The sequence below is a fragment of the Thermotoga neapolitana DSM 4359 genome, from assembly GCF_000018945.1.
GTDB classification, from domain to species: Bacteria; Thermotogota; Thermotogae; order Thermotogales; family Thermotogaceae; genus Thermotoga; species Thermotoga neapolitana.
In genome coordinates this window covers 1,779,251-1,802,860 of the sequence record NC_011978.1, presented here as the reverse complement: position 1 = coordinate 1,802,860, position 23,610 = coordinate 1,779,251, and the positions used below count along the sequence as shown (strand labels likewise).

The window sequence follows — 23,610 nt, the reverse complement described above, 5'->3', positions numbered from 1 at the left end:
AGACCATGATCTCTAACCCTGTTCTTGGTTACAGGCTGGATCCGGGAGAACCGGGAATTCCGTATTCGGCTCCCGCAAGTCGTAGTGTGCTCAGGGTACTTTCCCAGGAGATATCGAATCTGCTGGCGTTCAAGAAAGAAGCCCTCAGAGAGGGCGGGTACGTCGTATACAGCAACATAGCCCTCGATATGAGAAAGCGTGGATCCTTCCTTGCGGCGATCGCAGGGCGAACGCAGGTTTACATATACACTCCGGTGTCCCAGAATGGAGAGAAAGTGAATGATTTTCAGGACAGACAGGATGAAATAGAAAGAAAGATCCTGGAACTTCAAAGGCGTCTCAGTCAAGAAACCGATCCAGTTGAAAGAGAAAGATTGAAAGAAGATATAGAAAGGCTGAAACTGGCACTCAGCGTGTTGAAAGCAGGTCTCAGGACACCGGAACTTCTTGTAGGAGTGTTACTCGACAGCCTCGTCTGAGAATACCTTCAGGAAAGCATCCACCACCGACGGATCAAATTTTTTCCCCGATTCCTTTTTGATGATCTCTACAGCCTCGTCGTGGGTCTTCGCGCGCCCTTCCCACTCGGACGAGACGAAATTGGTGAGAACGTCGTAATAGTCACAAACGGCTATGATGCGTGCTTCAAGAGGTATCTCCTCACCCTTGAGACCATCCGGATAACCCGTTCCATCCCAGTTTTCGTGGTGGTGTCTTACGATGGGAACGGCATCCCAGAGTACTTCAAGAGACGCCAGAAAAACAGAACCCATGATCGTGTGATCCTGGGGGTATTGCTCGAATATCCGGATCCTCGTTGGTGTGTAGAGCATTAGTTGTTCGATACCTATCTTTCCAACGTCGTGGAGCATGGCGTATTCCTTCAAAAGAGAAAGCCGCTCTTCGGAGAGTCCCAGTTTTTTCCCAACGCGTTCAGCAAGCCTTGCCACCCTCTGAGAATGACTCCAGCCGTTCTCATCCTCTATCTCCATCAGAACCACCATCGCCTGAAGAAGACCACTCACCATTCTCCGAACCCAGCTTCCAGCGAGCATTTTCTCACCTGAAAGAACATAAGCCACGACAGCCGGGAGTTCTCTGTTGTCTCCAGGAGTCTCCAGAAGTTTTTCCTCTCCCCTGTAGATTGCGTAACCATCTTTTTCTCTCACAACCGAAACACCGGAGAAGGGAATCTTCTTCTTTAAGAAGGCTATATCTGATTCCTCCAGATCATCCACTCTCGTGTAAAGCCTGTCTATCTTCTCCACGATTTTTTCAAAGTCTTCTTCCTCGAAAAAGCACTTCATTCTCATCCCTCCAGTGTGAGCTCCAGCTTTCTATCCCTCACTTCTTTTTTCAGCGTGTCTATGAAATGATCCATTTCCACGTCCTTTATCTCTTTTCCTGAGCGTGTTCTCACAGAGAGTTTTCCGCTTTCCAGCTCTCTGTCTCCCAGCACGACCATGTAGGGTATCTTCTGAATCTGTGCCTGTCTTATTCGGTATCCCAGCGTTTCTCTTCGGTCGTCCAGGAAGACCCTGAATCCCTCCCTGGAAAGCATCGTTGCTACTTTCTTTGCTCCTTCGCTGTGTTTGTCCGAAATCGGAATCACCGCCACCTGGACCGGTGCAATCCAGGTCGGAAACGCTCCTGCGAAATGCTCTATGAGGATCCCAAAGAATCTCTCTAAAGAGCCGTATATCGCCCTGTGTATCATCACCGCTGTATGTTCTCTGTTGTCGGGTCCGATGTACGTTACGTTGAACTTTTCTGGCATCATGAAATCAAGTTGTATTGTTGCGCACTGCCATTCTCTTCCCAGAGAGTCCTTTATGTGAAAGTCTATCTTTGGACCGTAGAAAGCACCCTCTCCCTCGTTCACCCTGTAGGGAAGGCCAGCTCTGTCCAATGCTTTTTTCAATGCGTTCGTAGCTTTTTCCCAGATCGCCTCATCGCCCATGTGGTCTTCTGGCATCGTACTGAGTTCGACCCTGTAGGTGAAACCGAACTGGCTGTATATGGTGTTTATCAGTTCCAGAACACCGAGTATCTCGTCTTCGATCTGATCCGGTGTGCAGAATATGTGTGCGTCATCCTGAGTGAAGGATCTCACCCTCATGAGGCCATGGAGAACCCCGCTCCTTTCGTATCTGTGCACCCGGCCAAACTCGAAGAATCTCAGAGGAAGATCCCTGTAGGACACGGCTCTGCTTTTGTACACGAGGATGTGTCCGGGACAGTTCATGGGCTTTACAGCGTACCTTTCCTCACCTTTTTCAATGAAATACATGTTCTCGGCGTAGTGATCCCAGTGTCCTGAGATTCTCCAGAGTTGTTCATTCATTATGAGCGGGGTGAATATCTCCTGGTAACCCCTCTCCCGGTGCAGTTCCCTTGAAAAGTTCATCAGTTCGTTGAGCACGATGACTCCCCTGGGGAGGAAGAACGGCATTCCGGGAGCGTAGTCGGTGTTCAGCATGAAGAGCTCCAGCTGAGGTCCCAGTTTTCTGTGATCTCTTTTCTGGGCCTCTTCGAGGAACTTCAGATAATTTTCGAGATCTTCTTTTTTCGCAAAAGCGGTTCCATAAACCCTTGTGAGCATGGGGTTTTTCTCACTGCCTCTCCAGTAAGCTCCGGACACCGAAAGCAACTTGAAGTGTTTCACAACACCGGTCGAAGGAAGATGTGGTCCTCTACACAGGTCCACGAATTCTCCTTGACGATAGATCGTCACCGTGTCTCCTTCTATTTCCTCTATCAGTTCTAACTTGTACGGCTGATCTTTGAAGATTTCTTTTGCCTCGTCTTTGCTGATCTCTTCTCTCTCTATGGGAAGATTTTCCTTGATTATCTTTTTCATCTCCTGTTCTATCCTTGGAAGATCTTCCTCTGTGAGCTTTCCGTTTCTGATGTCGAAGTCGTAGTAGAAACCGTTCTCTATGGTGGGACCTATGCCCAGTTTCACGTTTTCTTTTCCGTACAGTCTCATGACGGCCTGGGCGAGGATGTGTGCCATCGTGTGTCTGTAGAACTCGGGTGCTTCGGGGTCTTCGAGTGTTACAAAACGTATTCTGCAATCCCTCTCCAGGGGCCTTTTGAGATCCCAGAGTTCTTCGTCCACGACAGCACCTATCACCTTTTTGATACCGACTTCCCGAGCGATTTCCATCGGTTTTGTTCCCTTTTCGTATTCCCTTTCACTTCCATCCGGAAGGACCACTTTTATCTTCATCGCTTTCCCTCCTTCAATTTTTCGTACAGTGCCCTGGCGACTTCGGGGGTTACCCACTCCGTCACATCGCCTCCGTACATGGCCACTTCTTTAACAAGGCTCGATGAAACGAAGGAGAACTCTTCACTCGCCGTCAGAAAAACCGTTTCCAGTTCACCGTACAGTTTCTTGTTGGCAAGGGCCATCTGAAGTTCGTACTCGTAATCTGTCACAGCCCTGAGGCCCCTCACCAGAACTTTTATACCATGTTCCTTCAAATAATTCACGAGCAAACCTCTGTGAACGTCTATTCTCACCCTGTCCACGTTTTTCAATGCGGATTCTACAAGTTTTCTTCTCTCCTCAAGACTGAAGAGGCATCTCTTTCGCGGGTTTTCGGTTATGAGAACCACCAGTTCGTCGAATATGCTCAGTGCCCTCTTTATTATGTCCACATGCCCCAGTGTTATGGGATCGAAGGAACCGGGATACACGGCTACCATCCTACCATCTCCTGCCTATGCATTCCACCTGAAAGAACGTTCTGTCCTCTACCCTGAAGGCTGTGAGTTTTCCTCCATAGACGCATCCTGTGTCTATACCTATTTTATCCGACGAAACGTAAGGCTTCTCAAGGGGAGTATGGCCGAACACCACCGTTTTCCCGGGGAGGGGGTTTTCGCTGTAGATGAACTCTTCCCTTATCCACACAAGATCGAAAGGATCCTGCTCCTCAAGAGGAATTCCCGGCTTCACACCACCGTGGACGAATACGAAATTTCCCTTTTCGTAATAGTAAACGGTGCTTTCGAAAAAATCCAGGTACTTTCTGATCTCATCAATGCCTCCAAAACTTTCCACCGTGCTTCTTGCTCCGTTGAAATACCATAGATCGCATCCGGAGTGATTTTTCACACAGTTCAGGAGCATCTCCTCATGATTTCCCCTCAAAAAGATACATCTGTGGTGTTTGGAAAGTTCCATCAAGAATTCCACCACTTCTTTCGAGTTCGGTCCTCTGTCCACGTAGTCTCCGAGGAAAACGAGTTCGTCTTCCTTTCCCAGTGGGAGTTTTTCAAGGAGGGCCTTTAAAGCGAAGAAGCAACCATGTATGTCGCCCACAGCGTACGTCATCAGATGATCCTCCCGTACATCATCCAGTTCCAGATGAAAGACACGGCCACACCAAGAGCAGGACTCAACCACCACCTCACGTCGGGTTTTCTGAATTTCCAGAGTCTATAGAGAAAACCGAGGGCAAGAGAAAGAAAAGCGAAAACCTCCTTTCCAGCAAGGAGAAAAACGAAGAAAGCAAGTCTTTCAGAGATTCCCTCTATATCGGAGATCTTTGGATCACCGGGCACGAAGTTGCGGAAAAGATACGTTATAGCCACAGAAACAGCGTTCATCCCGAGAAGATAGAAAACGAACTCCGACGTGAGATAGGAGTTTGCGAAGAGATCCTTGATGTAAAGATTCAGGATCAGAAACACGGCAAGAAGAGAAATCTCCAGCAGATCTATCGCCCGTTTCTTTCCTCTTCTGTGCAGATACACCCTGAGGACATCCCCCATCAGATGAACCGCCACTGCCACAAAGAAGACAACCGTACCGCTCACTGACTCGAACACAACGTCGAAGGTGAAAGCCAGAATCGCAAAGACAGACCAGATCATATGACCTATCAATTTCCAACCAGTGTACTCTCTTATCTTCGCGTTGTTCGTGAAACCATGATCTGCCACGACGTGACCGAGAAAAAGATGAAACGGAAACAACCAGATCACCTCCAGATCCTCTCTTCCAGTTTGGAGAAGAAGTTTTTCAACTTCTCGAACTTCACAAATTCCTTTATCATAAGGGAGGCGTTGATCTCAAGAGGTCCCTCTTCTATCGCCTCCATGTATATCTCCTCCAGTTTTCCTACAAAGCGCTCCACAGACCATTCTCTTTTCACGAACTCTCTTCCTTTTCTGGAAAGTTCGTTTTTGAGGCGGGTGTTCGTGAGGATCTCTCTCAGGGTTTTAGCAAAGACTTCTTCATTCTCTTCGTCCAGAAGTATCGCTCCCTCGCAACCCTTGAGGACATCTTTCACACCCTTCCACTTCAAGGCCACAACCGGAAGGCCGGAAGCCAGGGCCTCCAGAAGCACCAGCCCCTGTGTTTCCGTCTTCGAAGCAAACACAAAGACATCTCCCAGTTTGTAATACTCTGGTATTTCCTCGTGGTCAACGTATCCGGTCACGATGAGGTTCAGTTTTTTTTCTTTTGCGATCTCTTCGACCTCTTTTCTCTCGGGACCATCCCCCACCATCACGAAAAACAGATCCGGGGAGTTCAATTTCTCGAAGATTCTCAGAAGGAAATCCACGTTCTTTTCCTTCGCTATCCTTCCGACGTACAGCAGCACCTTTTTTCCTTCCAGTCCCAGTTTTTTCCTGAGATCTCCAGCCTCAGCCGATTCGAACCTTTCGACCTCTATCCCCGTTGGAAGGACCCTGATGGGCCTCTTCACCCCGTAACTTTCCAGTTCTGCCTTTATGTCCTCTGTCGGTGCAATCACCACGTTCACCAGATTGCAGAACCACGCACTGAAGTGTTCAACCATCCTTTTCGAGGGTGTGAAAGGCTTGGGGATGTAGTGCCTGTACTCAGGAAGGAGTGTGTGGTACGTGTGAACATGCGGAAGTTTCAGTTCCTCCTGAACCTTGAGCGCTTTGAATCCCATGAAAAAAGGTGAATGACTGTGCACCACCTGAATTTCTTCTTTTCTCACAAAATCCAGAATCTTTCTGGTTGAGGCAATGGAAATCCTGTGCTGTCTTTCTGAGGGAAAGGGGATGCTTTTCACTACAAGGACATCTTTTTCATTTTCCGGTGCAGAGGGTGCAACCACAAACACCCTGTGTCCCCGCTCTGTGAGCTTTTTCTTGTAAAGTCTTATGGACGTTGCCACTCCGTTCACCTGAGGTGCGTAAGTATCGCTGAACATCCCGATGTTCATACTCCATTCACCTCATCCACGAAGAAATCTTCCATATGAAGAAGAAAAGAGCAGAAACCCTGATCAGAACGACGAAGATCGTTTTTTTATCCATTCTATGAAAGAAAAAAACAGAGACAAGAAACAGTATCAAAACGGCCTTTCTTGGGTCAAAAAACACAGAAAGAAGGGGCAAGAATATGTAGGGGGAAAACGAAACCATCATCTCATCCGGAGATCTGCCGGTCGTCATTTTGTAGACACCAGACACAACCAGAGAGTAGATCATGAAACAGAGAAAAAGCTCTGCCACCTTTAACGGAACTCTCAAAGAGTTGTACACCACCACTATTTCGTTCCAGAAACCAAGAACGTTCACAAAGAACACCGTGATCGGTACCACAAAGGAGAACTTCTTCATGGACTCATCCAGCTTCACAGACATCATTTCACCTTCAGAATGAAGTACATACCCTCTTCGGAGAAGTACTCAACGTTCTCTTCCGTCTTTTCAACGGATACGCTCCTTCCTGTTTCTCTCTTCACCACCTTCATTGCTTTCTCAAAACTTTCTAGATCTTTGAAGACGAACGACTTCCATTCCGGGTAATAATCGACATCCGTCACTTCCTTTAGGATTTCGTTCACCAGAATAGATCCATTGAGTTCATTTTTGATACGCTCAACAGTGGATTTCCAAGGGGTGTGCACGCTAACACCAAAGGAAGGAAGCCGTGTGAACTCCCTCCTCTCTGATTTGAAGGACAGATCTGTCAGAAACAAGAAAAGCGCCACCACCAGAAGGATCAGAAGAAAGCCGTTTCTCGTCATTTTATCTTCTCGAGCAGAACTTCCAGACCTTTCTTTATGAACGGATCCTTTTCCGGGTCTATCTCTATCTGTTCTCTTGTCTCTGCGTGCAGTTCTTCTTCCACCTCTTCTTCAACCACAACGTCTGGTTCTATGCCTATTCTGTGTATGTCCTTTCCTGAAGGTGTGAGATAGTGTGCCGTGGTCAAAAAGAGTACTCCGCCGTTGCTCAGAGGAAATCCTGTCTGGACAGAACCTTTGCCGAAGGTTTTTCTGCCGACCACGGTGGCGATACCAAGATCTTTCAGCGCACCCGTTAGGATCTCGGATGCAGAGGCCGAGCCTTCGTTCGCCAGAACGACTATCGGAACGTTTGGATAGTTGTTTCCGTAAGACTCGTAAACGTCCTCTTCTCCAAAGCCGTTTCTCACCTTCAGGATCACGCCCTTGTCGACGAACATACTGACGATCTTCAGCGCAACATCGAGGTATCCTCCAGGGTTGTCCCTCACGTCGATGATCAATCCCTTGACACCCTTTTCGAAGATCTTGTCCAGCGCGTTCTTCATATCCGAGTCGGCCTTCTCACCGAATCGGGTTATTCTCACGTATCCGATTCTTCCCTTCTCCGTCTCTATGAACGAGTAGAGTACCATCTTTATCTCTATCTTTTCTCTGACGATGGTGAAAGTGAGTTTTTCTCCATCTCTCAAAACCTCTATCGTCACAGACGTTCCCGGCTCACCTCTCAGATTGTTCACCGCCTCCATGTACGTCATCTTGGAGACCGGTGTTCCGTCTATTGTTATGATGAGATCTCCCGCCTTCAATCCAGCTCGCCATGCCGGTGTTCCATACATGGGTGCTACCACCTTTATGGCACTGTGTTCTGTATCGTAAGTCACTTCTATTCCAAGACCGCCGTACTCTCCCTTCATTTCTATCTGGTTTTCACGGTAGGTTTCTGGATCCTGATAGTAGGAAAAGTCATCCCCTGTTCCCTTCACAAGTCCATCTATGGCATGATCTATGAGCTTGTTGATGTCCAGTTTGTCTGCCTCGTAGTAGTAATTCAGTATGTAAGAGAGAGAATCGAAGAACGGCTCCAGCGCCTTGTTCACTTCTTCTATGGTGAGGTCTGTCCTTGATGAACCACCGAGGATGAGAGTTAAAACCAGCACCAGAACGCTGATGATGACAAACCTGGAGAGTTGATTGAGTTTCATCATATTTCCTCCTTTCTACAGACTTTTGTGGCGAATATCATGTAAGTTGTGTGAGCAACCATTCTATCCACCGGTCTCAGTCTCTCTGGAACGGGCTTGTAAGGTCTGAAGAGACTTTCCCATACCTCCACCTTCACGAAGGGAAGTTCGTATAATCTCTTCAGTGTCTCTTGAACTTGATTCGTAGTTGGACAGACGGTTGCGAACCTTCCACCACCTTTCAGGGCTTCCCAGCATCGATCCAGGTAGTTCCAGGGATCGGGCACGTCCAGAAACAGCGCATCCACATCTTTCTCGTCGAACCCTTCGGATATATCCCTCACCTTTATTGTAACTCTTTCAACCAGTCCCCACTTCGTCAGGTTGCTCTGTGCAAGTTTTGCGAACTCTTCTCTTCTTTCGTAGGCGAAGACCTTTCCAGAGCTTCCAGCGGCCCGTGCGAGAACTGCACACATCGCCCCACTTCCCACACCTGTATCGATGACCCTGTCACCTTCCTTCACATCGAGCATCATAACGATGAAGGAAGAATCCTTTGGATAGACAATCTGAGTTCTTCGTTTCATGTTCATGATTTCATCGATCAGCCGGGGTTTCAGGATGTAGCCCTTTTTTCCAGATGACGTTCTTATGATGTCCCCGGTTTCTTTTTCAAGGACCTCGTTGAGATCGATCACACCAAGGTGTGTATGCATTTTTTTGTCTTTTTCCAGATCGATCAGAAATTCACTCCCGTCCTCGAACAAAAGAAGCACTCTGTCTCCTGGTTTCAGTGTATCGGCCACTTCTCCCACACCTCTCTTGGAAAACTGAATCTGATGTCCACGTGCTTGACGAGCACGTTGCGTCTTTTTCCATCCACAAGAATGTACACGTTGTTCACCCCTTCACGTTCAAAAAGACCGTGTAGAGCATCTGGTGTAGAAAGTATCTTTCCGCTTCAAAATCCATTCCCTTCAGCCTTTCACTGTAGAGGTCAAGAATCAAATAGTCTCCAACGAAGAAGTAGGCCCTGAGCACATCCTGAGGCACAAAACTCTTCAACCCCGAAGGAGGGGATGAGAGCGCCTCGAAGATCTCAAGGACAGGATTTTCCTTTGCCTCTATCACCTTGACAACAGGCAAAAGGTCTTCGCTCAGATAGCATATCTTCAACTCCGTTGAAAAGACAGCAACTGTCACCAGAAGGATTATAAAAGAAGCGTATCTTTTCATTCCTTCATCAACCTCTCAATGACATCCAGAAGTTCTGGCATATCTTCCTCTTCTCTCAGAAGAACCACAACCCCCGTGACCCCAACGGGAATATCGTATATGGGACATATCTCAATTCTGTAGTTCATCTCATCTGCAATTCTTTTTGCGATCTTCAAAGAATTCGAGTAGGCGGGAAGATCGAGCCCGTTCAGGTCCTTGGAGAAACTCCTCACGATCACCCTTCCATCACCGTATCCCACCAGGAAGACCGTGTCTTTTTCGAAGGGATCGATCCGCTCTCCCAGTGGTTTCACGATGTAACCAGCCGATTCTTTGAGTTTCAGCAAGACTCTGAACTGACCATCGCTCTCTGCAGTTTTTTCTACCACAACTTCTCTTTTTTCAAAGAGCACATCTCCGGGTGCGGCCGGTTTTCCCCTGAAGACGAGCCAGTCTTTTGCGACAATCTTCATAGAGTCTTCCGCCTGTTCGATATCGAAGTTTCTCTCACCTTCGTAGTTTACAACGATTGTTCTTCCGATCTCCTCTATGGAGTTCACTCTGCATGTGATTATCTTGATGTTTCCATCTGCCTGAACATAATCCACACCGAACAGTTTCAGGGTCTCCACTGGAACGCCTGGATTTGGCAACTTGTTGTTGTCGAGGATGTAGAGGTCTTCCACATTGGCAAGAACGTGGCCGTTGTACTCCAGGTACTTGAGACTTCCCACCGTTCCCGTGGACGGTGGTGTGATTTCGAAGATCTTTGAGTGTTCCAGAAGGATCTGCAGAGTCTCATCAAAGTTCAGCAGGGTTGCATCCAGCGTTAAAGTATCCGCCAGAGAAACGGTGACAAAAAGGATTGATATCAACCAGAGCACCCTCATCATCAGTATTTGAAGATACTCCTTCCTATGAACTCTCTCAAGATCGATTTGTCAGGAATATCCTCTATGTTCGTGATCGGCAAGAAGAAGTCCAGAAGTTTCAAAAGTCTCAGTGCCTCCGAGTACTCTGGGGTGTCCTCCGGAACCTGAACAAGAAGAGGTTCAGCAAAGATTCTGAGCACAGGAATTTCGTACACCAGAGCCGAGTTGAACATCGCATCTGCCTCTTCCTGATAGGGAAAGATGTTTCTTTCTTCCCCTTTTCTGACATTTGGCCACATCTTCAGGGTGTCGTACGCCGTGTGTCCACGGAACTTGTAGTCCCTCACGATCCTTCTGAGAAGACGGGTGTCCGTTGTTGTGACTCTGTTGTGATCGTCGATGTTCAGCTGTGTCAGGGCACTCACGTATATCTTGAACTTCTGTTCCTTCGGTATCGAAGCCGTCAGCCGCTCGTTCAGGCCGTGTATTCCTTCGACGATTATGATGTTGTCCTTTTCGAGTTTGAGAACTGGCCCCTCATCCTCTTTCCGGTTTTGAAGTTGAACTTCGGAAGCACCACCTCTTTCCCTGCGAGAAGATCCTGAAGGTGCCTGTTGAAGAGATCTACGTCGAGGGCTTCAATCGAGTCGAAGTCGTAGTTTCCGTTTTCATCACGGGGTGTTTTCTCCCTGTCCACGAAATAGTCGTCGAGGGATATGGCAACAGGTTTCAGCCCGTTCACCCTGAGCTGCAGTGAGAGTCTCTTTGCGAAGGTGGTCTTTCCAGAGGACGATGGTCCCGCTATCAGGACAAGACGCCTTCTTCTGTCTTTCGTTATTTCATCTGCTATGTCCGATATTTTCTTCTCGTGAAGCGCTTCGGAAAGGAGCATGAGTTCGGCTACCTTTCTTTCACTGTGGGCGATGAGATCGTTGAGATCCGAGACGTACTCGATCTCCAGAACACTGAGCCAGCGTGCGTATTCGAGAAACACCCGGGAAAGTTTTGGCATGTGAATCGTCGGTAGATCTCCCGTCTTTGGGTCCGGATGAACGAGGACGATTCCCTGGTTGTATGGTTGAACATCGAAGACGTTTATCCTGCCGGTGCTGGGTGGAAGGTACCCGTAGAAGTAAGCCCAGAATCCATCGCAGTGGTAGAGCTTCACGGTTCTCTTCTTTCTGTACTTGAAAAGCCTTACGGTTTTTTCGAGTCCTTCCCTTAAAAGAATCTCTCTTGCCTCATCCTTGTAGAACGTCCTCTTCTCTATAGGGAGGTCCTTCTGCACGAGTTCTTCCATCTTTTCTTTTATGGAGATGACCTGTTGAGAGTCAGGAACGATCAGTCTGTCCTTTTCGTAAATTTCGCAGTAGATGCCCTTTCCGAGGGAGTGAAGGACCTTCAACCTCCAGTCTGGGTTCAGTTTTCTCACAGCCAGACTCGCCAGAAAGACGAGGCCTCTCTGGTATATCCTGAGTCCGTCCGGGTCGGTGAGATCTATGAAGTCCAGTTCACCGCTTCTGTCCGGTGTTCTGAAGAGTTCCACTATGCGGTTGTTCACTTTCGCTGCGAGTATTCTGTATTTGAAGTACTTTTGATATTCTTCGGCCAGATGAAAGAGATCTTCCCCCTCTTCAAGGACGATCTCTCTGTTGTCCAGTCTGGAGCGAAGAACGACTTTTCGCACGCTTGCTCCCTCCTTGAAAAGGCTCACCCACAGTGGTAAAATTATAGCACGGAAAAGGTTGGGGCGTGGCCAAGTGGTAAGGCGGCGGACTTTGGATCCGCGATCGGTGGTTCGAATCCACCCGCCCCAGCCAGAGAAAAAGCCCCCGAAGAGGGGGCTTGTTTTGAATCATCAATTTTCATAGTATCTTCTTATCTCTTCGTTGAAAGGAAGGCTGAGTATCTCGTCCAGCACCTTCACAACCTGTTCGTAAGATTTCGTCCTCGGATCTCTGATGAGGATCTCCTCCAGTACCTTTCTGTCTCTTGAGATGAACGCCTCCAGATTCCATTCCATCCTCAAGATCCTTGGCCAGAGATAGAAGATCTTGATTCGGTGTGTGAGATCGGGTTCTACCTTCTCTCTGTGTATTCCGCTGCTGTCCACCCAGACCGGAAGTTCCATCACCAGATCGTCGGGGAAATCTTTGAGTGCTCCCTGATTTTCCACGTTCAAGAAGAGCCTCACACGCTTGTTGTTTGCTATCGCGTTTATGAAGGGAATGTGCTGTTCCCCACTGAGTCTTCCCTTTGGAAAGATCTCGGGGTGTTTCTCTGTGATCTTCAGGTGTGGATTTTCCTGGACTTCCTCTGCGAGTTTTATGAGGCGCTCTCTTGCCCTTCTGAGGTGTTCATGGAACTTCGGTCTTTCCACCTCGTTGTCTATTCCGCCGAACCTTCTGAACCACTTCTTCTTCGTCTCAAGGTTGTAATGGTACTTCCAGGTGCCGTTCCTCACCGTGTCCCCTATCGGGAGCATCCCGTAGAACCTGTACATGTCCATCGCAGCAGGGGACATCTGTGTGTCCCAGGGGTTCTTCGGTTCCCACTTTGAAAGTTCTTTTTCTATCCACTCGTCGAGAAGTGGGTATGCATCCTTTCCTCTGTATCTGAACCTGTTCAGCCAGATTCCGTGGTTCACCCCGGCAACCTGCCAGTCCACTTCCTCTGGATCAAGACCGAGTCTTTCAAAGACCTCGTAGACACCGGCAACTCCATGGCAGAACCCGATAATGTTCGCACCTGTCCATCTTCTCACCGCCTGTGTGATCTCAAAAACGGGATTGGCCGTCTGCATCAGATATGCTTTTGGCGCCATCTTCTTCATCTTCTCAGCGATCTCAAGGGCGAGTTTCACATCGGGATAGGAGGAGAGGACGTAGGTGTAGGTGGAGACCATGTTCAGTTCCTGACTGTCTATTCCTCTGTAGTAGCCGTGTTTTTCTCCTACCTTTGTGACCTCGTCCCACCTTTGAGATCCGCTGTCGTGATACCTCGGATCATAAGGGTAGGCGGTGTTTATGATGAAGTCCGCACCCTCTATCGCTTCATCGAGACTTTCCGTTTTCACCACTTTCACGGGTGAGTTCAGTTCTTCCACGTACTTTCTTGCCAGGATGTAGGAAGCGTTGAGTCTTCTTTCGTGAACGTCCATCAGGTAGATGTGTGTGTCTTCTCTTGAGAGTTCATCTGTCTGGGCGATGTCTTCCACAAGCTGGAGGGCAAACCTCACACTGCCCGCTCCGACGATGGAGATCTTCATGTTTTTACCCCCTTCTTTTTAAATTCGTTTCTGAGACGAATTAATTACCTGAGGAAATTTTATCACCAGCGAAGATCCCCGCCACAGAAAAAAGAAGAGGCTTGAAACTCACCTCAAAGCCTTCTTCTTCCATCATCTTCACTATCCGATCAGGTGTCAGAAAGTTGAGAACGGATCTGGAGAGGTACCTGTAGGCACGAAAATCCCCACTGAAGACTCCTCCAAGGAGAGGAACAAAGAGTTTCAGGTAGAGAGAGTAGAGTTTCCCGGTGAACCTTCTGGTGTTTGGAGGAAGAAGTTCAAGAATCACAAGTCTTCCACCTTTTTTGAGCACCCTGCGGCATTCTTTCAGAACTCTTCTTCTGTCGGAGAAGTTCCTGAATCCAAACGCCACTGTGATGACATCGAACTCTTCATCTTCGAAAGGAAGATCGTGGGCGTCTCCTGTGATGAACTCTGCACCTTTCACTTTCTTTTTTGCTATCTCCATCATCTCCAGCGAAAGATCAAGCCCTGTAACTTCAAGATGTGGTGCTTTTTCCTTCAAAAGTTTGATGACATCACCTGTTCCCGTGGCAAGGTCGAGGACCTTGTTCGGATGCTTTTCCAGGACAAGGGTCACCATCTGTTCTCTCCATTTCAGATCCATTCCAAAGGAGATGATCCTGTTTAGAAGGTCGTACCTTTCTGCTATTTCATCGAAGAGTCTCATCGAGAACTTCTGAGCCTTTCCTCCCAATCCCTTGCCTTTTTCATGTCTTCGAAGACCACAACTCCAACGATCTTCCCATCCCTGTAGAAGGCTTTGGTTTCACTGTCCAGCCAGTTTCCATCCTTCGTGAGGGTTCCCAGGACGGCGATGGGAAAGTCGCCAAACTTGAAGTAGGAAGACCTGAACTGGAAGTCGTACTCATCCGGAATGCCTCTCAGGTTGTTCGCCAGAACTTTCGCATGCGCCATGGCAGCCTTTGCCGTTCCACAGATGATACCGTTGTGCTCTGCGCAGTCCCCTATAGCGTAGACGTTCGACTCCGATGTCTTGAAAGTCCTGTCCACGAGGACACCCCTGTTCACTGCAAGACCGCTCTCTTCTGCAAGAGTTGTCTCCGGTACTATCCCTATGGAGCATAGAATAACCTTTGAAGGGATCTCCTCTTTGTCTGTAACGAGAACGTCGTTTTCTATCCTCTCAACATCTCTTCCAAGATAGAACTCCACACCGTACTTTTCCAGTTCCTTTTTTATCCTCTCCGTCAGGTCCCCATCGAGTCCCATGAGAGACGTTGTCTTTTCGACGACTCTCACCTTGAAGCCCTTCTTCGAGAGATTTCCTGCAAGTTCCAGACCGATAAAGCCTCCACCGATGATGACCAATTCCCTCTCTTTTTCTATGGCTTCTTTCAGTTTTTTTGCGTCGTCGATTGTTCTCAGGGTGAGCATTTTTTCAGAACCCGGTATCTGAAGCTTTCTGGGGCCTGCCCCCGTTGCAAGAACGAGGATGTCGTATTCGAGGGTTCCTCTGTCTGTTTCCAGAGTCTTTTTCTTTGTGTCGATCTTCTTTGCGGTCGTGCCAAGAAGGAGTTCAATGCCCTTTTTTCTGTACCAGTCCAGGGAATAGGGAAAGAGGTTCTCTTCTTTTACGTCCCCTGCCACATAGTGGCTGAGCATGGGTTTTGTGTAATAGGGAACCGTTTCCTTTTCGACGATGGTGACTTCGTGATCTTCCGAGAGTTGTTTTGCCAGTTCCACCCCACCGGGACCATTTCCGACTATCAGCACCTTCACGTTCATCACTCCAGTTCTTTCATGAGAAGATCTATCGCCTCTTCGACCTTCTTCTCGTCCACGCCAGCACCCCTCACCTCTGTGAAAGAAAGCACTCTGTACTTCGACTCCTTCAGAAATTCTCCTGACTTTCTCTCGACAGACGGAGCCCAGCCGTGCACACCAAAGACAAGAACGGGTTTTTCATAATTTGCTTTGTCGGTGATCTCGTAGATGACATACCTCATGAGTGGATGAAGATCCGCCTCATAGGTGGAGATACCAAAGATCAGCGCCTCGCTGTCAGGAATATCCTTCAGGATCTCACTCATTGCAGGATTTTCTTCGTCGGAGAACCTGTAAACAACCGGTTTTAGTCCTTTTTCTTTGAGAGAGTCAATCACCTTCTTCATGACGTTCTCCACAAAACCGTACATGGAGTCGTAGATCACCGTGATTTTTCCTTTCTCTGGAACACCCTTCGCAACGTTCACGTAGTGCTCAAGAAGTTTTCCCGGATCCTTTTTCCATATCAGCCCGTGTCCCGGAAGTATCGCTTTTATGTCGAGTGCGGAGAGTTTCTCTGCTCCCTCCAGAATGTAGTTTTTGTAGTGTCCTATTACAGTGACGATGTATTTTGTGACGTAGGGAAGGTATTCTTTCACCACTTCTTCGCTCGAGTCGTCCAGAGTGGAAGGAAGGGAGTATCCCCCCTCCCACATCGCATCCAAAGAGGATCCCATCGAGATAGGTCACCATCGTGTCGGGCCAGTGAAGCCAGGGGGCCATGACGAATTTGAACGTCCTTCCGCCTATCTCTTTTTCTTCACCGTCCGATACCACCGACACGTTCTTTATCCCATAGAAACCTTCAAGGAGTCTTTTTCCAAAGTTCGATGCGAGGATCTCCGCATCGTGTCCTATAACTTTCAGTGTTTCAGGCAGTGTTCCGCTGTGATCTGGCTCGGTGTGGTTGACTACGATGTGGGTGATCTTTTTCGGATCGATGAGACTGGAGAGGGTTTCTATGAACTCCTCTGTGTAATTTCTCTTCCAGCCGTCTATCAGAACGTTTGCACTGCCCAGTTTCACAAGGTACGCGTTGTAGCTGATGCCTTCGGATATCTCCCACACTGCCTCGAAATACTTTATCCGATCGTCGTCTATTCTTAAAATATAAATTTCTGGGTCGTCGAAGACCTTTTCAGTCCAGACTTTCGGCATACAGGACACCTCCAGGAGAAAATTAGTGGTTCCTAAATCATTATAGCAATCATCTGGAATTGCGTCAATAGAAATATTTGTGTTATAACGTTTTTCCAAATGTTTTTTCAAAATAATTTTTGTACTTCAAGAAATTTTTCCAGAATCTTTCTCCCAAAGTCTCTCCGTAAAGTACTTTTGCCCTGCTTCTTATATTGTTCTCCATCTCTTCTAACTGATCGAGGTTCGCAAGTTGTCTTCTTGTCAAGGATGTAACAATGTAAGAGATAGCTAAAGGTAAAGATTGAACACGCTTTTCGAGATTTTTCGAAACAGAGAAATTGTTTCCTGTTTCATAACCTCTGAAGATGTAGTAGACAGGTACTATCTCCTCCACAGCGCCATTCAGTAACATGTGGTAAACCAGCAGCATGTCTTCACCCACTGAGAAGTTCTTACCAAAATCTCCCAGCAAAGAAACGAGCAAAGAGTAGCTTTCTAACAAAACTTTTTTGGGTAACAAGGAATCTACCGGGTTAATCCTTCCACTCAAATGTTTCACTGTTTTATGAAAGTAATCCATGGGTTTTTTTTCTGTGTCAATGAACCACACATCACCGGTGCATTTTGCGTTTTTCATCAGAGCCAAGGAAACAGCTAGGAGCACATTGTTGCCGAAGTTTACAGTATCAAGAACAAGTCTGTCGATGCCATTCAACTGCAACCTGTCGTCTATATCGTGGAAAACAACGTACTCGCCATCAGCAGCCAAGGTTCCTTTGTATCTTGCAAGGAACGGTCCTTCGTTCTTTTCAAGGTTCAGGATTTTGTATGGAAACCTCTTGTCCTTAGACAAGAGCTTCCCGATTTCCTTATCACTTCCATCTGTGGAGCCATCATTCACAAACACTACTTCGAAGTTGGGATAAGACAACAAGCAAAGATTTTCAACAATTCTGCTGATGTACTTTCTGGCGTTCAAGAAAGGTATTACTATGGATACAGATGGGTACCGATTTTTTACAACTTCGAGTTGAGGGGAAAATTTCACTCTACTACTTTTTTCTTTTGCTCTTCTGAAGGTCTCTTCGCATATCCTGTCGTTAGTACCTATCGCTACAAGCCAGCTTCCAATGTTTTTCGCACCCTGAAGCATTCTTTCAAGGTTTTGGGCCAGTTGTTTTTTATCAGTGAGGGGTTTATCCTTTTCAAATAAAAGGCCTCAGAAAATGAACCTATGATTTCCTCGTGAAGCAATTTTACTCCAGCTTTTTCGAACAGATCCTTTAAACTGTAAAAATCTCTTTCAAAACCATATTCCCAAGTTCCGGTCTCCTGTGATATCTCTTTTGAGAGTTTATAAATCTGCGATCCACTGTACGGGACACCTACCACAATGAATTTCCCCACGCGAGCCATCTCTTTGAGCATTTTGACGATGTCCTCATCCTGGAAATGTACCACTACACCGATGTTGAAAACAATATCGAATTCTTTATCGGAAAATATCGTTTTGAAACCATCCATTTTCTTGAAGCTCACATTTCGTAGTTCGAAAAAACTGGCTACTTTCTTTGAGAGTTCTACGCTATCCTGGCTGATGTCTATCCCTGTGTAATAGGCGCCTCTTTTTGAAAGATCTATGGAAATGGTGCCAGAACCACACCCAGCTTCCAGTATCCTTGAACCCTTCAGTACAAAAAAGTGATTTAACAAATTCACAAACTCCGATCTGAAAGCTTTTCCTTCAGGGTTGTTAACAAGAGATAATATGTCATATTCAGTGTATTTTCTCCATAAATTATCCCATACGCTCTTTTTTTCCACATTTATCTTTGTAGGCGGTGATCCTATCGCACCTGTGATAATTTTGATCTGCGACTCCAGAGAGTAGTTGTCTTCCATGTATCGTCTGTATCTTTCACTCTCGTACTTTCTCTTTATAAGATCAGGAATTTCATCGATGAAATTAAAGATGAGATCCTCAGGCCACTGCTTTTTTGCTCCATGATAATTGTGTATCAAGGGTTTTATACCTCTTGCCATTGCTTCCATTATGTTGTACGGATGACCTTCATGAACACTTGTGGAAAGTACGTAGTTCATGTCTTCAAGGAATTCTTCTATGTTACGCACAAAGCCATACAGCTTGACGTTTTTCTCCAGGTCAGCTTCTTTGATGAAATACTTGAAGTAATTTGCATATCTTAGCTCCTGAAAATCCCCTGCCACGTGGAGAATGTATCTTTCATCGATGTTCTTCAAAAACCCGATCACCTGAAGCCACATCTCAGGAGCTTTCTTGTGATTTATGTGTGCCACCACGGCTATGTTGAAACCAGGAGATCGAACTTTGAATCTGAACCTGTTCAGATCTACCCCGTTTGGAACCACTTTGATTTTGTCTTTTATTTTTTCGTAGACACTCTGATGGTAGTTTTTCAGCACATCTTTCATGTGGTCGGCAACCAGTATAAGTGTGTCCACGTTGTTCCAGTTTATCTTTTCTGGATAGTTTGCAAGGGCTTCATAACTGTGGAGCCTGCAGAGAATTTTTTTGTTTCCTTTTGGCAGTTTGTTTGTTATCTCCACTGCCAGTTCGTTTGCCCACTCGATCCAGACGATATCTGCCCAATTGTAAGCGTCGACGATCTGCTTTCCATCTGCTGTTACAACGAGTTTCACTTCGTACATTTCGGAAAGAATATTTGCTATGTCTTTGATGAAATGATCAAGACCAGGAAGGCAGAGAAAAGCAACTTTTGTATCCTTTTTAAATTGCTTTTTGAGTGATTCGTACTTTTCTTTCATCTCTGGAATGTCAGAAAGTTCTGATGCTTTTCTGTAGTAATGAAGGGCCATTGCGAGGTTGTTCAATTGCAGTTGAGTGTCACCGAGCATGTCGTACACTTCCCACGTTTTCTCATTGATTCTCGTCAGATACCTCCAGGCTTCGAAGTACTCTCCTTTTTCAAGTAGAACCTTCGAATAGTTGAACAGTACGTCATCGTGAACAGGGTTTATCTTCAAGGCTTTTTCAAAGAAGGCCTGAGCCTCTTCTTTTCTGCCTTCGTAGTAGTGCACCATCCCCAGTGTGTTGTATCTTTCTGTTTCATCGTCGATTTTTTCTGCCATTTCTTTTGCCTTTGAAAAATCTTTTTGTTCTATCGCCTTTTGAATTTTTTCAAAAATTTCCATACTTTACCTCCTCGCGGACTCTATGAACCTCAAATTCTTCTCAAATGCTTTCACTTTCAAAGTGGAAAATCCTGCCTTCTCCAGGATGTTTTTCATCTGAGACGTTGTCCTGAGCACCCTGAAAGGAGGATAGTACCATACAAGATCGTTTCTATCACTCAAATCCGGAACGAAGAAGAAAAGAAGGACTCTTTCAGCATCTTCAACGAGTTTTTCAAGGTCTAGAGTCTCTTCTACACCAGAAACAACAAGGAGGTTTTTCGAGTTCTCTTTCAACTCTATTCCGAGTTCTTCCAGAACAGATTCCAGTCCGGGAAGATCTCCTCTGACTTTCAAATCCGTCAGGTCGGTCTCTGATAGTGCTTCAACGACGTACTCTTTTTTGATCTTGAATGGAGGATCTTTGTAGATCTCCTTTTCTCTTTCTCTGTAAATCTTCAAAGCCTCATCTGATGGAAATGGGGACGAGTAAAAGAAGTTTTCTTTTTTCTTCCAGGATCTGACGGGATGGATCACGCCAAGACCTGAGAACTTTTCCGTGATGTTTCCAGCCCAGATGGTTTCGTCTTCTTTTCTCATGAAAGGAAGGACTTGGTTCGGATAGAGAGCGTCGTATTTATACCTTCCCAGTGCAATGTCTCCCAGGTTTTCGTTTTCCTCCACTGCCTTCATGTGAAGTTCGAAGGCCCTTTTTGGGTCTTCTTCTTCGTGGATCTTTGCAAGCCGGTAGTAGTAGAACGGAAGTTTTGTGGTGTCTGTTATTTTCATCAGCAACTTCTTCGATTTTTCCCTGTCTCTGGTAGCCACAGCAGAAGCATAGAGTGCCACCGGGTGGTCGGAGATGAGGTACAGTTTTTCTGCGTCTTCTTTTACAAAGCCAAGAAGATCAAACGGGAACTCTCTGTAGCCTGAGAAGTACCTGTAGAGTTCTTCGTAGACACCTTCTGTGTCCGGATCAAGGCGTGTTTTCAGGTCTTCGATCACAGGCTTTATGAAGTTTGCCATCTCTGGTGTCAATTCCAGCGCTTTTCTGTATCTTGAAATGGCTTCGGAGAAGTTTCCAAGTTTCAGATAGAGATCTCCTATGAGTGCCTGGATGATGCCGCTTAGTTTTTCATCGCCTTCGATCTTTGAGAGTATTCTGATGAGTTTTCCTTCTGTTTCTCTCCGTTTCAGAAGATCGAAAATGAAAAGAAGACCGGGGATGCCTGTTCTCTCCACAAAGGAGTTTGTGTCTTCGTCTGTGAGGTATTCGAAGAGGAAATCTTTTTTCTCAATCAGTCTTTTCACGATGAATCTGGAGATCTTCTTTGAGACGGGAAGTTTCTTCAGAAGATTTTCGGAAACATCGATCTCAAATTCTGCTATCTTTTCTACCACGTTGTCGAAGAAGAGATTTTCGGAGTGTTCTGCTATTTTTTCCACGAGGCCAAGTGCTTTTTGAAAGTCTTCTCTGTCTTCTATTTCCAGGACGTGACGGAGTGTGACTGCAAGTTTTGATCTATCAACATTGCTTTCTATCGCTTTTGAAAGATGAAGAGCGGCTTCTTCCCATTTCTTCAGTTTCAGACACGCATGACACGTGAGAAGATGTGCTGTTCCGATCTCTCTTATACTCATGATGGTGAACTCGTACTTTTCTACCTGTGACATTGCCCTGTTCAGAACTTCAAAGAATCTGCTTCCCCATCGGTAAAGGTTCTCCCAGTCTTTTTTCCTCTCGTAGATGGCAAGTTTTGCGAAGTAAGGATCGGGATTCTCCGGGAAGGCCTTCAGTGCGGTATCTATCAATTCTTCACCTTTTTCGAGAAATCCTCTTGTTATCAGTTCCATTCCAAAAATATAGAGAAATTCCAAACCTATTGCCGGTACTTTTCCAATTTTTTTTATTTCCTGTAAAATCTGCCAGGCGATTTTGTTTTCTTCGTGCTTTTTACCACCTACCTTTTCTGTCTTATAAAGCTGTATCAAATAGTATATCTTTTCCACAGGATCTTTCACCGTTTCGAGATGTTTTCTTATGAGCGTTGCAGTTCGCTCGTATTTTTTCTTCTTCAGTTTCCTGGTCCAGATGTAGCCGTAGTGGTACACCTTGAACGGGGCATGAACCACTTTCGGCTTGTAGACAGCCTGGTTGTGAACGATGTTTTTGTAGTACACCGTCCCGTTTCTGAATATCCTCGGAGTGGAGGCCACTTCTGTTTTTTTGAAATCCCAGTCCAGATAACTCACCGTTGGAAGATAGATGGTGTTCACATCGTCTGGAAGATTTTTCAGAAAGTCCCTTATGTTCTTTCTGAACTCTTCAGAGACCTCTTCGTCTGCGTCCAGTATGAGAACCCACTCACAGGTGGGAAATTTCAAAGAGAAGTTCCTTGCTTCAGAAAAGTCGTTTTTCCACTCGTGGAAGTAGAGTCTGTCGGTGTACTCTTTTACGATCTTGGGCGTTCTGTCTGTGGAGCCAGTGTCGACCACCACGATCTCGTCTGCAACACCTTTGACACTCTCGAGAGCTCTTCTTATGTTGTGCTCTTCATCTTTCACTATCATCGCAACGGAAAGAAGGCATCTTCTCACACTCTCACCTCAACGGAATATTTCTACACATCCGACGTTTTGTCCTTGAACAAAAACAAAAGGGGGCGTGCGCCCCCCTTTTTGTCAGAGTTCCAGACTTTATCTCATCAACTGGAGGACGTTCTGCGGGAGTGTGTTGGCCTGGGCAAGCATCGCCATACTGGACTGGAGCAGGATCTGCTGCTTGGTGAACTCCATCATCTCTTTTGCCATGTCTGCATCTCTGATTCTGGATTCTGCGGCTGTGAGGTTTTCTGCGGCAACACCGAGGTTGGAGATGGTGTGTTCGAGCCTGTTCTGGATAGCACCGAGTGCTGCCCTTGCCGTGCTCACCCTGTGAATCGCTGCGTCTATGACCATGATTGTCCTTTCTGCACTGTCCTGATCGGTGACCTTGAGAGAAGCTGTTGTCAATCCAAGTGCTGCTGCACTCATGTCATCGATACCGGCAACCATGTTGTGACCTTCGTTGGCTCCGATCTGGAAGATGAGCTGAGATGCCGCTGTGTAAACAGCTTCCACCCTCACAACGGCACTGTCGACCACTTCGTTGGATGGCAGGGCTCCTCCAAAATCACTTATGCTGAGAACGTTTGTATCCCATGTAAAGGTGATATTTCCAAGTGCAGCTGTACCTGCTGTTATGGTAGCGATCTTAGAGGTAGAACCTCCAACGCTGAACAGGGTGATCTTGACATCAAGCTCGGATGTGACCGTTCCAGAGAATTGTCCAACTTCGATAACGTATGTTCCTTCAACAGCAGCCGAGGACACAGTTCCCAGCTGAACGTTTATGTTTCCACCCGTCACGACCTTTGCGTCGACCTGGCTTCTGAAACTTTCCAGTTTTCCATCGAGGAGTTTCTTTGTGTTGAACTCGGTTGTTCTTGCTATCCTGTCGATCTCTTCTCTGAGCTGATCGATTTCTTTCTGGATCTGTTCTCTATCAACGTCGGTGTTGGTGTCGGATGCTGCCTGGACTGCGAGTTCTCTCATTCTCTGAAGGATTGAGTGTACTTCTGTGAGCGCTCCTTCTGCTGTCTGGATCAGGGAGATGGCATCCTGGGCGTTTTTGATTGCCATGTTCAGACCCTTGATCTGGCCTCTCATCTTTTCGCTGATGGCAAGACCCGCTGCATCGTCACCGGCTCTGTTGATCCTCAAACCAGAGGAGAGTCTTTCAAGGGTTTTGCTCATGCTGTACTGTGTCTGACTGATGTTCCTCCAGGCGTTCAACGCACTGATGTTGTGATTGATCCTCATGAACCACTCACCTCCGTGTGAAAGTCTTTACTTCCCTG

General features: G+C 46.7%; 22 protein-coding genes, 1 tRNA gene and 1 pseudogene. 2 read left to right on the top strand and 22 right to left on the bottom strand.

What is annotated here, in order from left to right; genetic code table 11:
• Positions 1-5 precede the first annotated feature (5 nt).
• The gene (locus tag CTN_RS09190; RefSeq protein WP_038068222.1) at positions 6-479 is read left to right on the top strand and encodes a hypothetical protein; all 474 of its coding nucleotides are present in this window, start codon (positions 6-8) and stop codon (positions 477-479) included.
• Here CTN_RS09190 and CTN_RS09185 read toward each other — a convergent pair.
• From CTN_RS09185 to CTN_RS10235, 13 genes and pseudogenes are all read right to left on the bottom strand, one after another.
• The gene (locus CTN_RS09185; protein WP_038068120.1) at positions 459-1,307 is read right to left on the bottom strand and encodes an HD-GYP domain-containing protein; all 849 of its coding nucleotides are present in this window, start codon (positions 1,305-1,307) and stop codon (positions 459-461) included. The two genes, CTN_RS09190 and CTN_RS09185, sit on opposite strands and share 21 nt — an antisense overlap.
• Before the next feature lie 2 nt (positions 1,308-1,309).
• The gene (gene thrS / locus CTN_RS09180; protein ID WP_015920256.1) at positions 1,310-3,232 is read right to left on the bottom strand and encodes a threonine--tRNA ligase; all 1,923 of its coding nucleotides are present in this window, start codon (positions 3,230-3,232) and stop codon (positions 1,310-1,312) included.
• Positions 3,229-3,714 (bottom strand): pantetheine-phosphate adenylyltransferase, encoded by a 486-nt coding sequence (gene coaD / locus CTN_RS09175; RefSeq protein ID WP_015920255.1) that lies wholly within the window; start codon positions 3,712-3,714, stop codon positions 3,229-3,231. The genes thrS and coaD overlap by 4 nt, the downstream gene beginning before the upstream one ends.
• Position 3,715: 1 nt before the next feature.
• Complete coding sequence (locus CTN_RS09170) at positions 3,716-4,345, bottom strand: metallophosphoesterase family protein (protein WP_015920254.1); 630 nt, start codon at positions 4,343-4,345, stop codon at positions 3,716-3,718.
• Positions 4,345-4,989: a hypothetical protein gene (locus CTN_RS09165; protein WP_038068118.1), complete on the bottom strand. Its 645-nt coding sequence runs from the start codon at positions 4,987-4,989 to the stop codon at positions 4,345-4,347. Before CTN_RS09165 ends, CTN_RS09170 begins: the two co-directional genes overlap by 1 nt.
• A 5-nt stretch (positions 4,990-4,994) precedes the next feature.
• Entirely contained in the window at positions 4,995-6,215 is a 1,221-nt protein-coding gene (locus CTN_RS09160; protein ID WP_015920252.1) for a glycosyltransferase family 4 protein, read from the bottom strand.
• A gap of 7 nt (positions 6,216-6,222) precedes the next feature.
• Positions 6,223-6,639, bottom strand: coding sequence for a hypothetical protein (locus CTN_RS09155; protein ID WP_231556119.1), 417 nt, complete (start codon positions 6,637-6,639; stop codon positions 6,223-6,225).
• Positions 6,639-7,025 (bottom strand): hypothetical protein, encoded by a 387-nt coding sequence (locus CTN_RS09150; protein WP_015920250.1) that lies wholly within the window; start codon positions 7,023-7,025, stop codon positions 6,639-6,641. Before CTN_RS09150 ends, CTN_RS09155 begins: the two co-directional genes overlap by 1 nt.
• Positions 7,022-8,230 carry a S41 family peptidase gene (locus CTN_RS09145; RefSeq protein WP_038068116.1) on the bottom strand — a complete coding sequence of 403 codons (1,209 nt, stop codon included), beginning with the start codon at positions 8,228-8,230 and terminating at the stop codon, positions 7,022-7,024. The genes CTN_RS09150 and CTN_RS09145 overlap by 4 nt, the downstream gene beginning before the upstream one ends.
• Positions 8,230-9,015, bottom strand: coding sequence for a tRNA (adenine-N1)-methyltransferase (locus CTN_RS09140; RefSeq protein ID WP_038068114.1), 786 nt, complete (start codon positions 9,013-9,015; stop codon positions 8,230-8,232). Before CTN_RS09140 ends, CTN_RS09145 begins: the two co-directional genes overlap by 1 nt.
• 94 nt (positions 9,016-9,109) lie before the next feature.
• Positions 9,110-9,445, bottom strand: coding sequence for a GerMN domain-containing protein (locus CTN_RS09135; protein ID WP_015920246.1), 336 nt, complete (start codon positions 9,443-9,445; stop codon positions 9,110-9,112).
• Positions 9,442-10,320 carry a DUF4941 domain-containing protein gene (locus CTN_RS09130; protein WP_015920245.1) on the bottom strand — a complete coding sequence of 293 codons (879 nt, stop codon included), beginning with the start codon at positions 10,318-10,320 and terminating at the stop codon, positions 9,442-9,444. Before CTN_RS09130 ends, CTN_RS09135 begins: the two co-directional genes overlap by 4 nt.
• Positions 10,320-11,986, bottom strand: a pseudogene (locus CTN_RS10235) (nucleoside kinase). The gene CTN_RS09130 and the pseudogene CTN_RS10235 overlap by 1 nt, the downstream one beginning before the upstream one ends.
• A gap of 59 nt (positions 11,987-12,045) precedes the next feature.
• Between CTN_RS10235 and CTN_RS09120 the strand changes: the two are divergent.
• Positions 12,046-12,119, top strand: a tRNA-Gln gene (locus CTN_RS09120).
• A gap of 38 nt (positions 12,120-12,157) precedes the next feature.
• On the opposite strand, the gene aglA is transcribed toward CTN_RS09120, so the two are convergent.
• From aglA to flgL, 9 genes are all read right to left on the bottom strand, one after another.
• On the bottom strand, positions 12,158-13,567 hold the full coding sequence (gene aglA / locus CTN_RS09115) for an alpha-glucosidase AglA (protein ID WP_015920242.1): 1,410 nt from the start codon (positions 13,565-13,567) through the stop codon (positions 12,158-12,160).
• A 40-nt stretch (positions 13,568-13,607) separates the two neighbouring features.
• Positions 13,608-14,279, bottom strand: coding sequence for a bifunctional demethylmenaquinone methyltransferase/2-methoxy-6-polyprenyl-1,4-benzoquinol methylase UbiE (gene ubiE / locus CTN_RS09110; RefSeq protein ID WP_015920241.1), 672 nt, complete (start codon positions 14,277-14,279; stop codon positions 13,608-13,610).
• Positions 14,276-15,358: an NAD(P)/FAD-dependent oxidoreductase gene (locus tag CTN_RS09105; protein ID WP_015920240.1), complete on the bottom strand. Its 1,083-nt coding sequence runs from the start codon at positions 15,356-15,358 to the stop codon at positions 14,276-14,278. Before CTN_RS09105 ends, ubiE begins: the two co-directional genes overlap by 4 nt.
• Positions 15,358-15,825, bottom strand: a complete 468-nt coding sequence (locus tag CTN_RS10170; RefSeq protein ID WP_015920239.1) for a flavodoxin domain-containing protein — start codon at positions 15,823-15,825, stop codon at positions 15,358-15,360. The genes CTN_RS09105 and CTN_RS10170 overlap by 1 nt, the downstream gene beginning before the upstream one ends.
• 7 nt (positions 15,826-15,832) lie before the next feature.
• Positions 15,833-16,555, bottom strand: coding sequence for an FprA family A-type flavoprotein (locus CTN_RS10165; protein ID WP_015920238.1), 723 nt, complete (start codon positions 16,553-16,555; stop codon positions 15,833-15,835).
• An 82-nt stretch (positions 16,556-16,637) separates the two neighbouring features.
• Positions 16,638-17,690: a glycosyltransferase family 2 protein gene (locus tag CTN_RS09995; RefSeq protein ID WP_145971581.1), complete on the bottom strand. Its 1,053-nt coding sequence runs from the start codon at positions 17,688-17,690 to the stop codon at positions 16,638-16,640.
• Positions 17,651-19,732, bottom strand: a complete 2,082-nt coding sequence (locus tag CTN_RS09095) for a methyltransferase domain-containing protein (protein ID WP_015920236.1) — start codon at positions 19,730-19,732, stop codon at positions 17,651-17,653. The genes CTN_RS09995 and CTN_RS09095 overlap by 40 nt, the downstream gene beginning before the upstream one ends.
• Positions 19,733-19,735: 3 nt before the next feature.
• The gene (locus CTN_RS09090) at positions 19,736-22,309 is read right to left on the bottom strand and encodes a tetratricopeptide repeat-containing glycosyltransferase family 2 protein (RefSeq protein WP_015920235.1); all 2,574 of its coding nucleotides are present in this window, start codon (positions 22,307-22,309) and stop codon (positions 19,736-19,738) included.
• Positions 22,310-22,408: 99 nt separating this feature from the next.
• Positions 22,409-23,572, bottom strand: coding sequence for a flagellar hook-associated protein FlgL (flgL, locus tag CTN_RS09085; RefSeq protein ID WP_015920234.1), 1,164 nt, complete (start codon positions 23,570-23,572; stop codon positions 22,409-22,411).
• Positions 23,573-23,610: the final 38 nt, after the last annotated feature.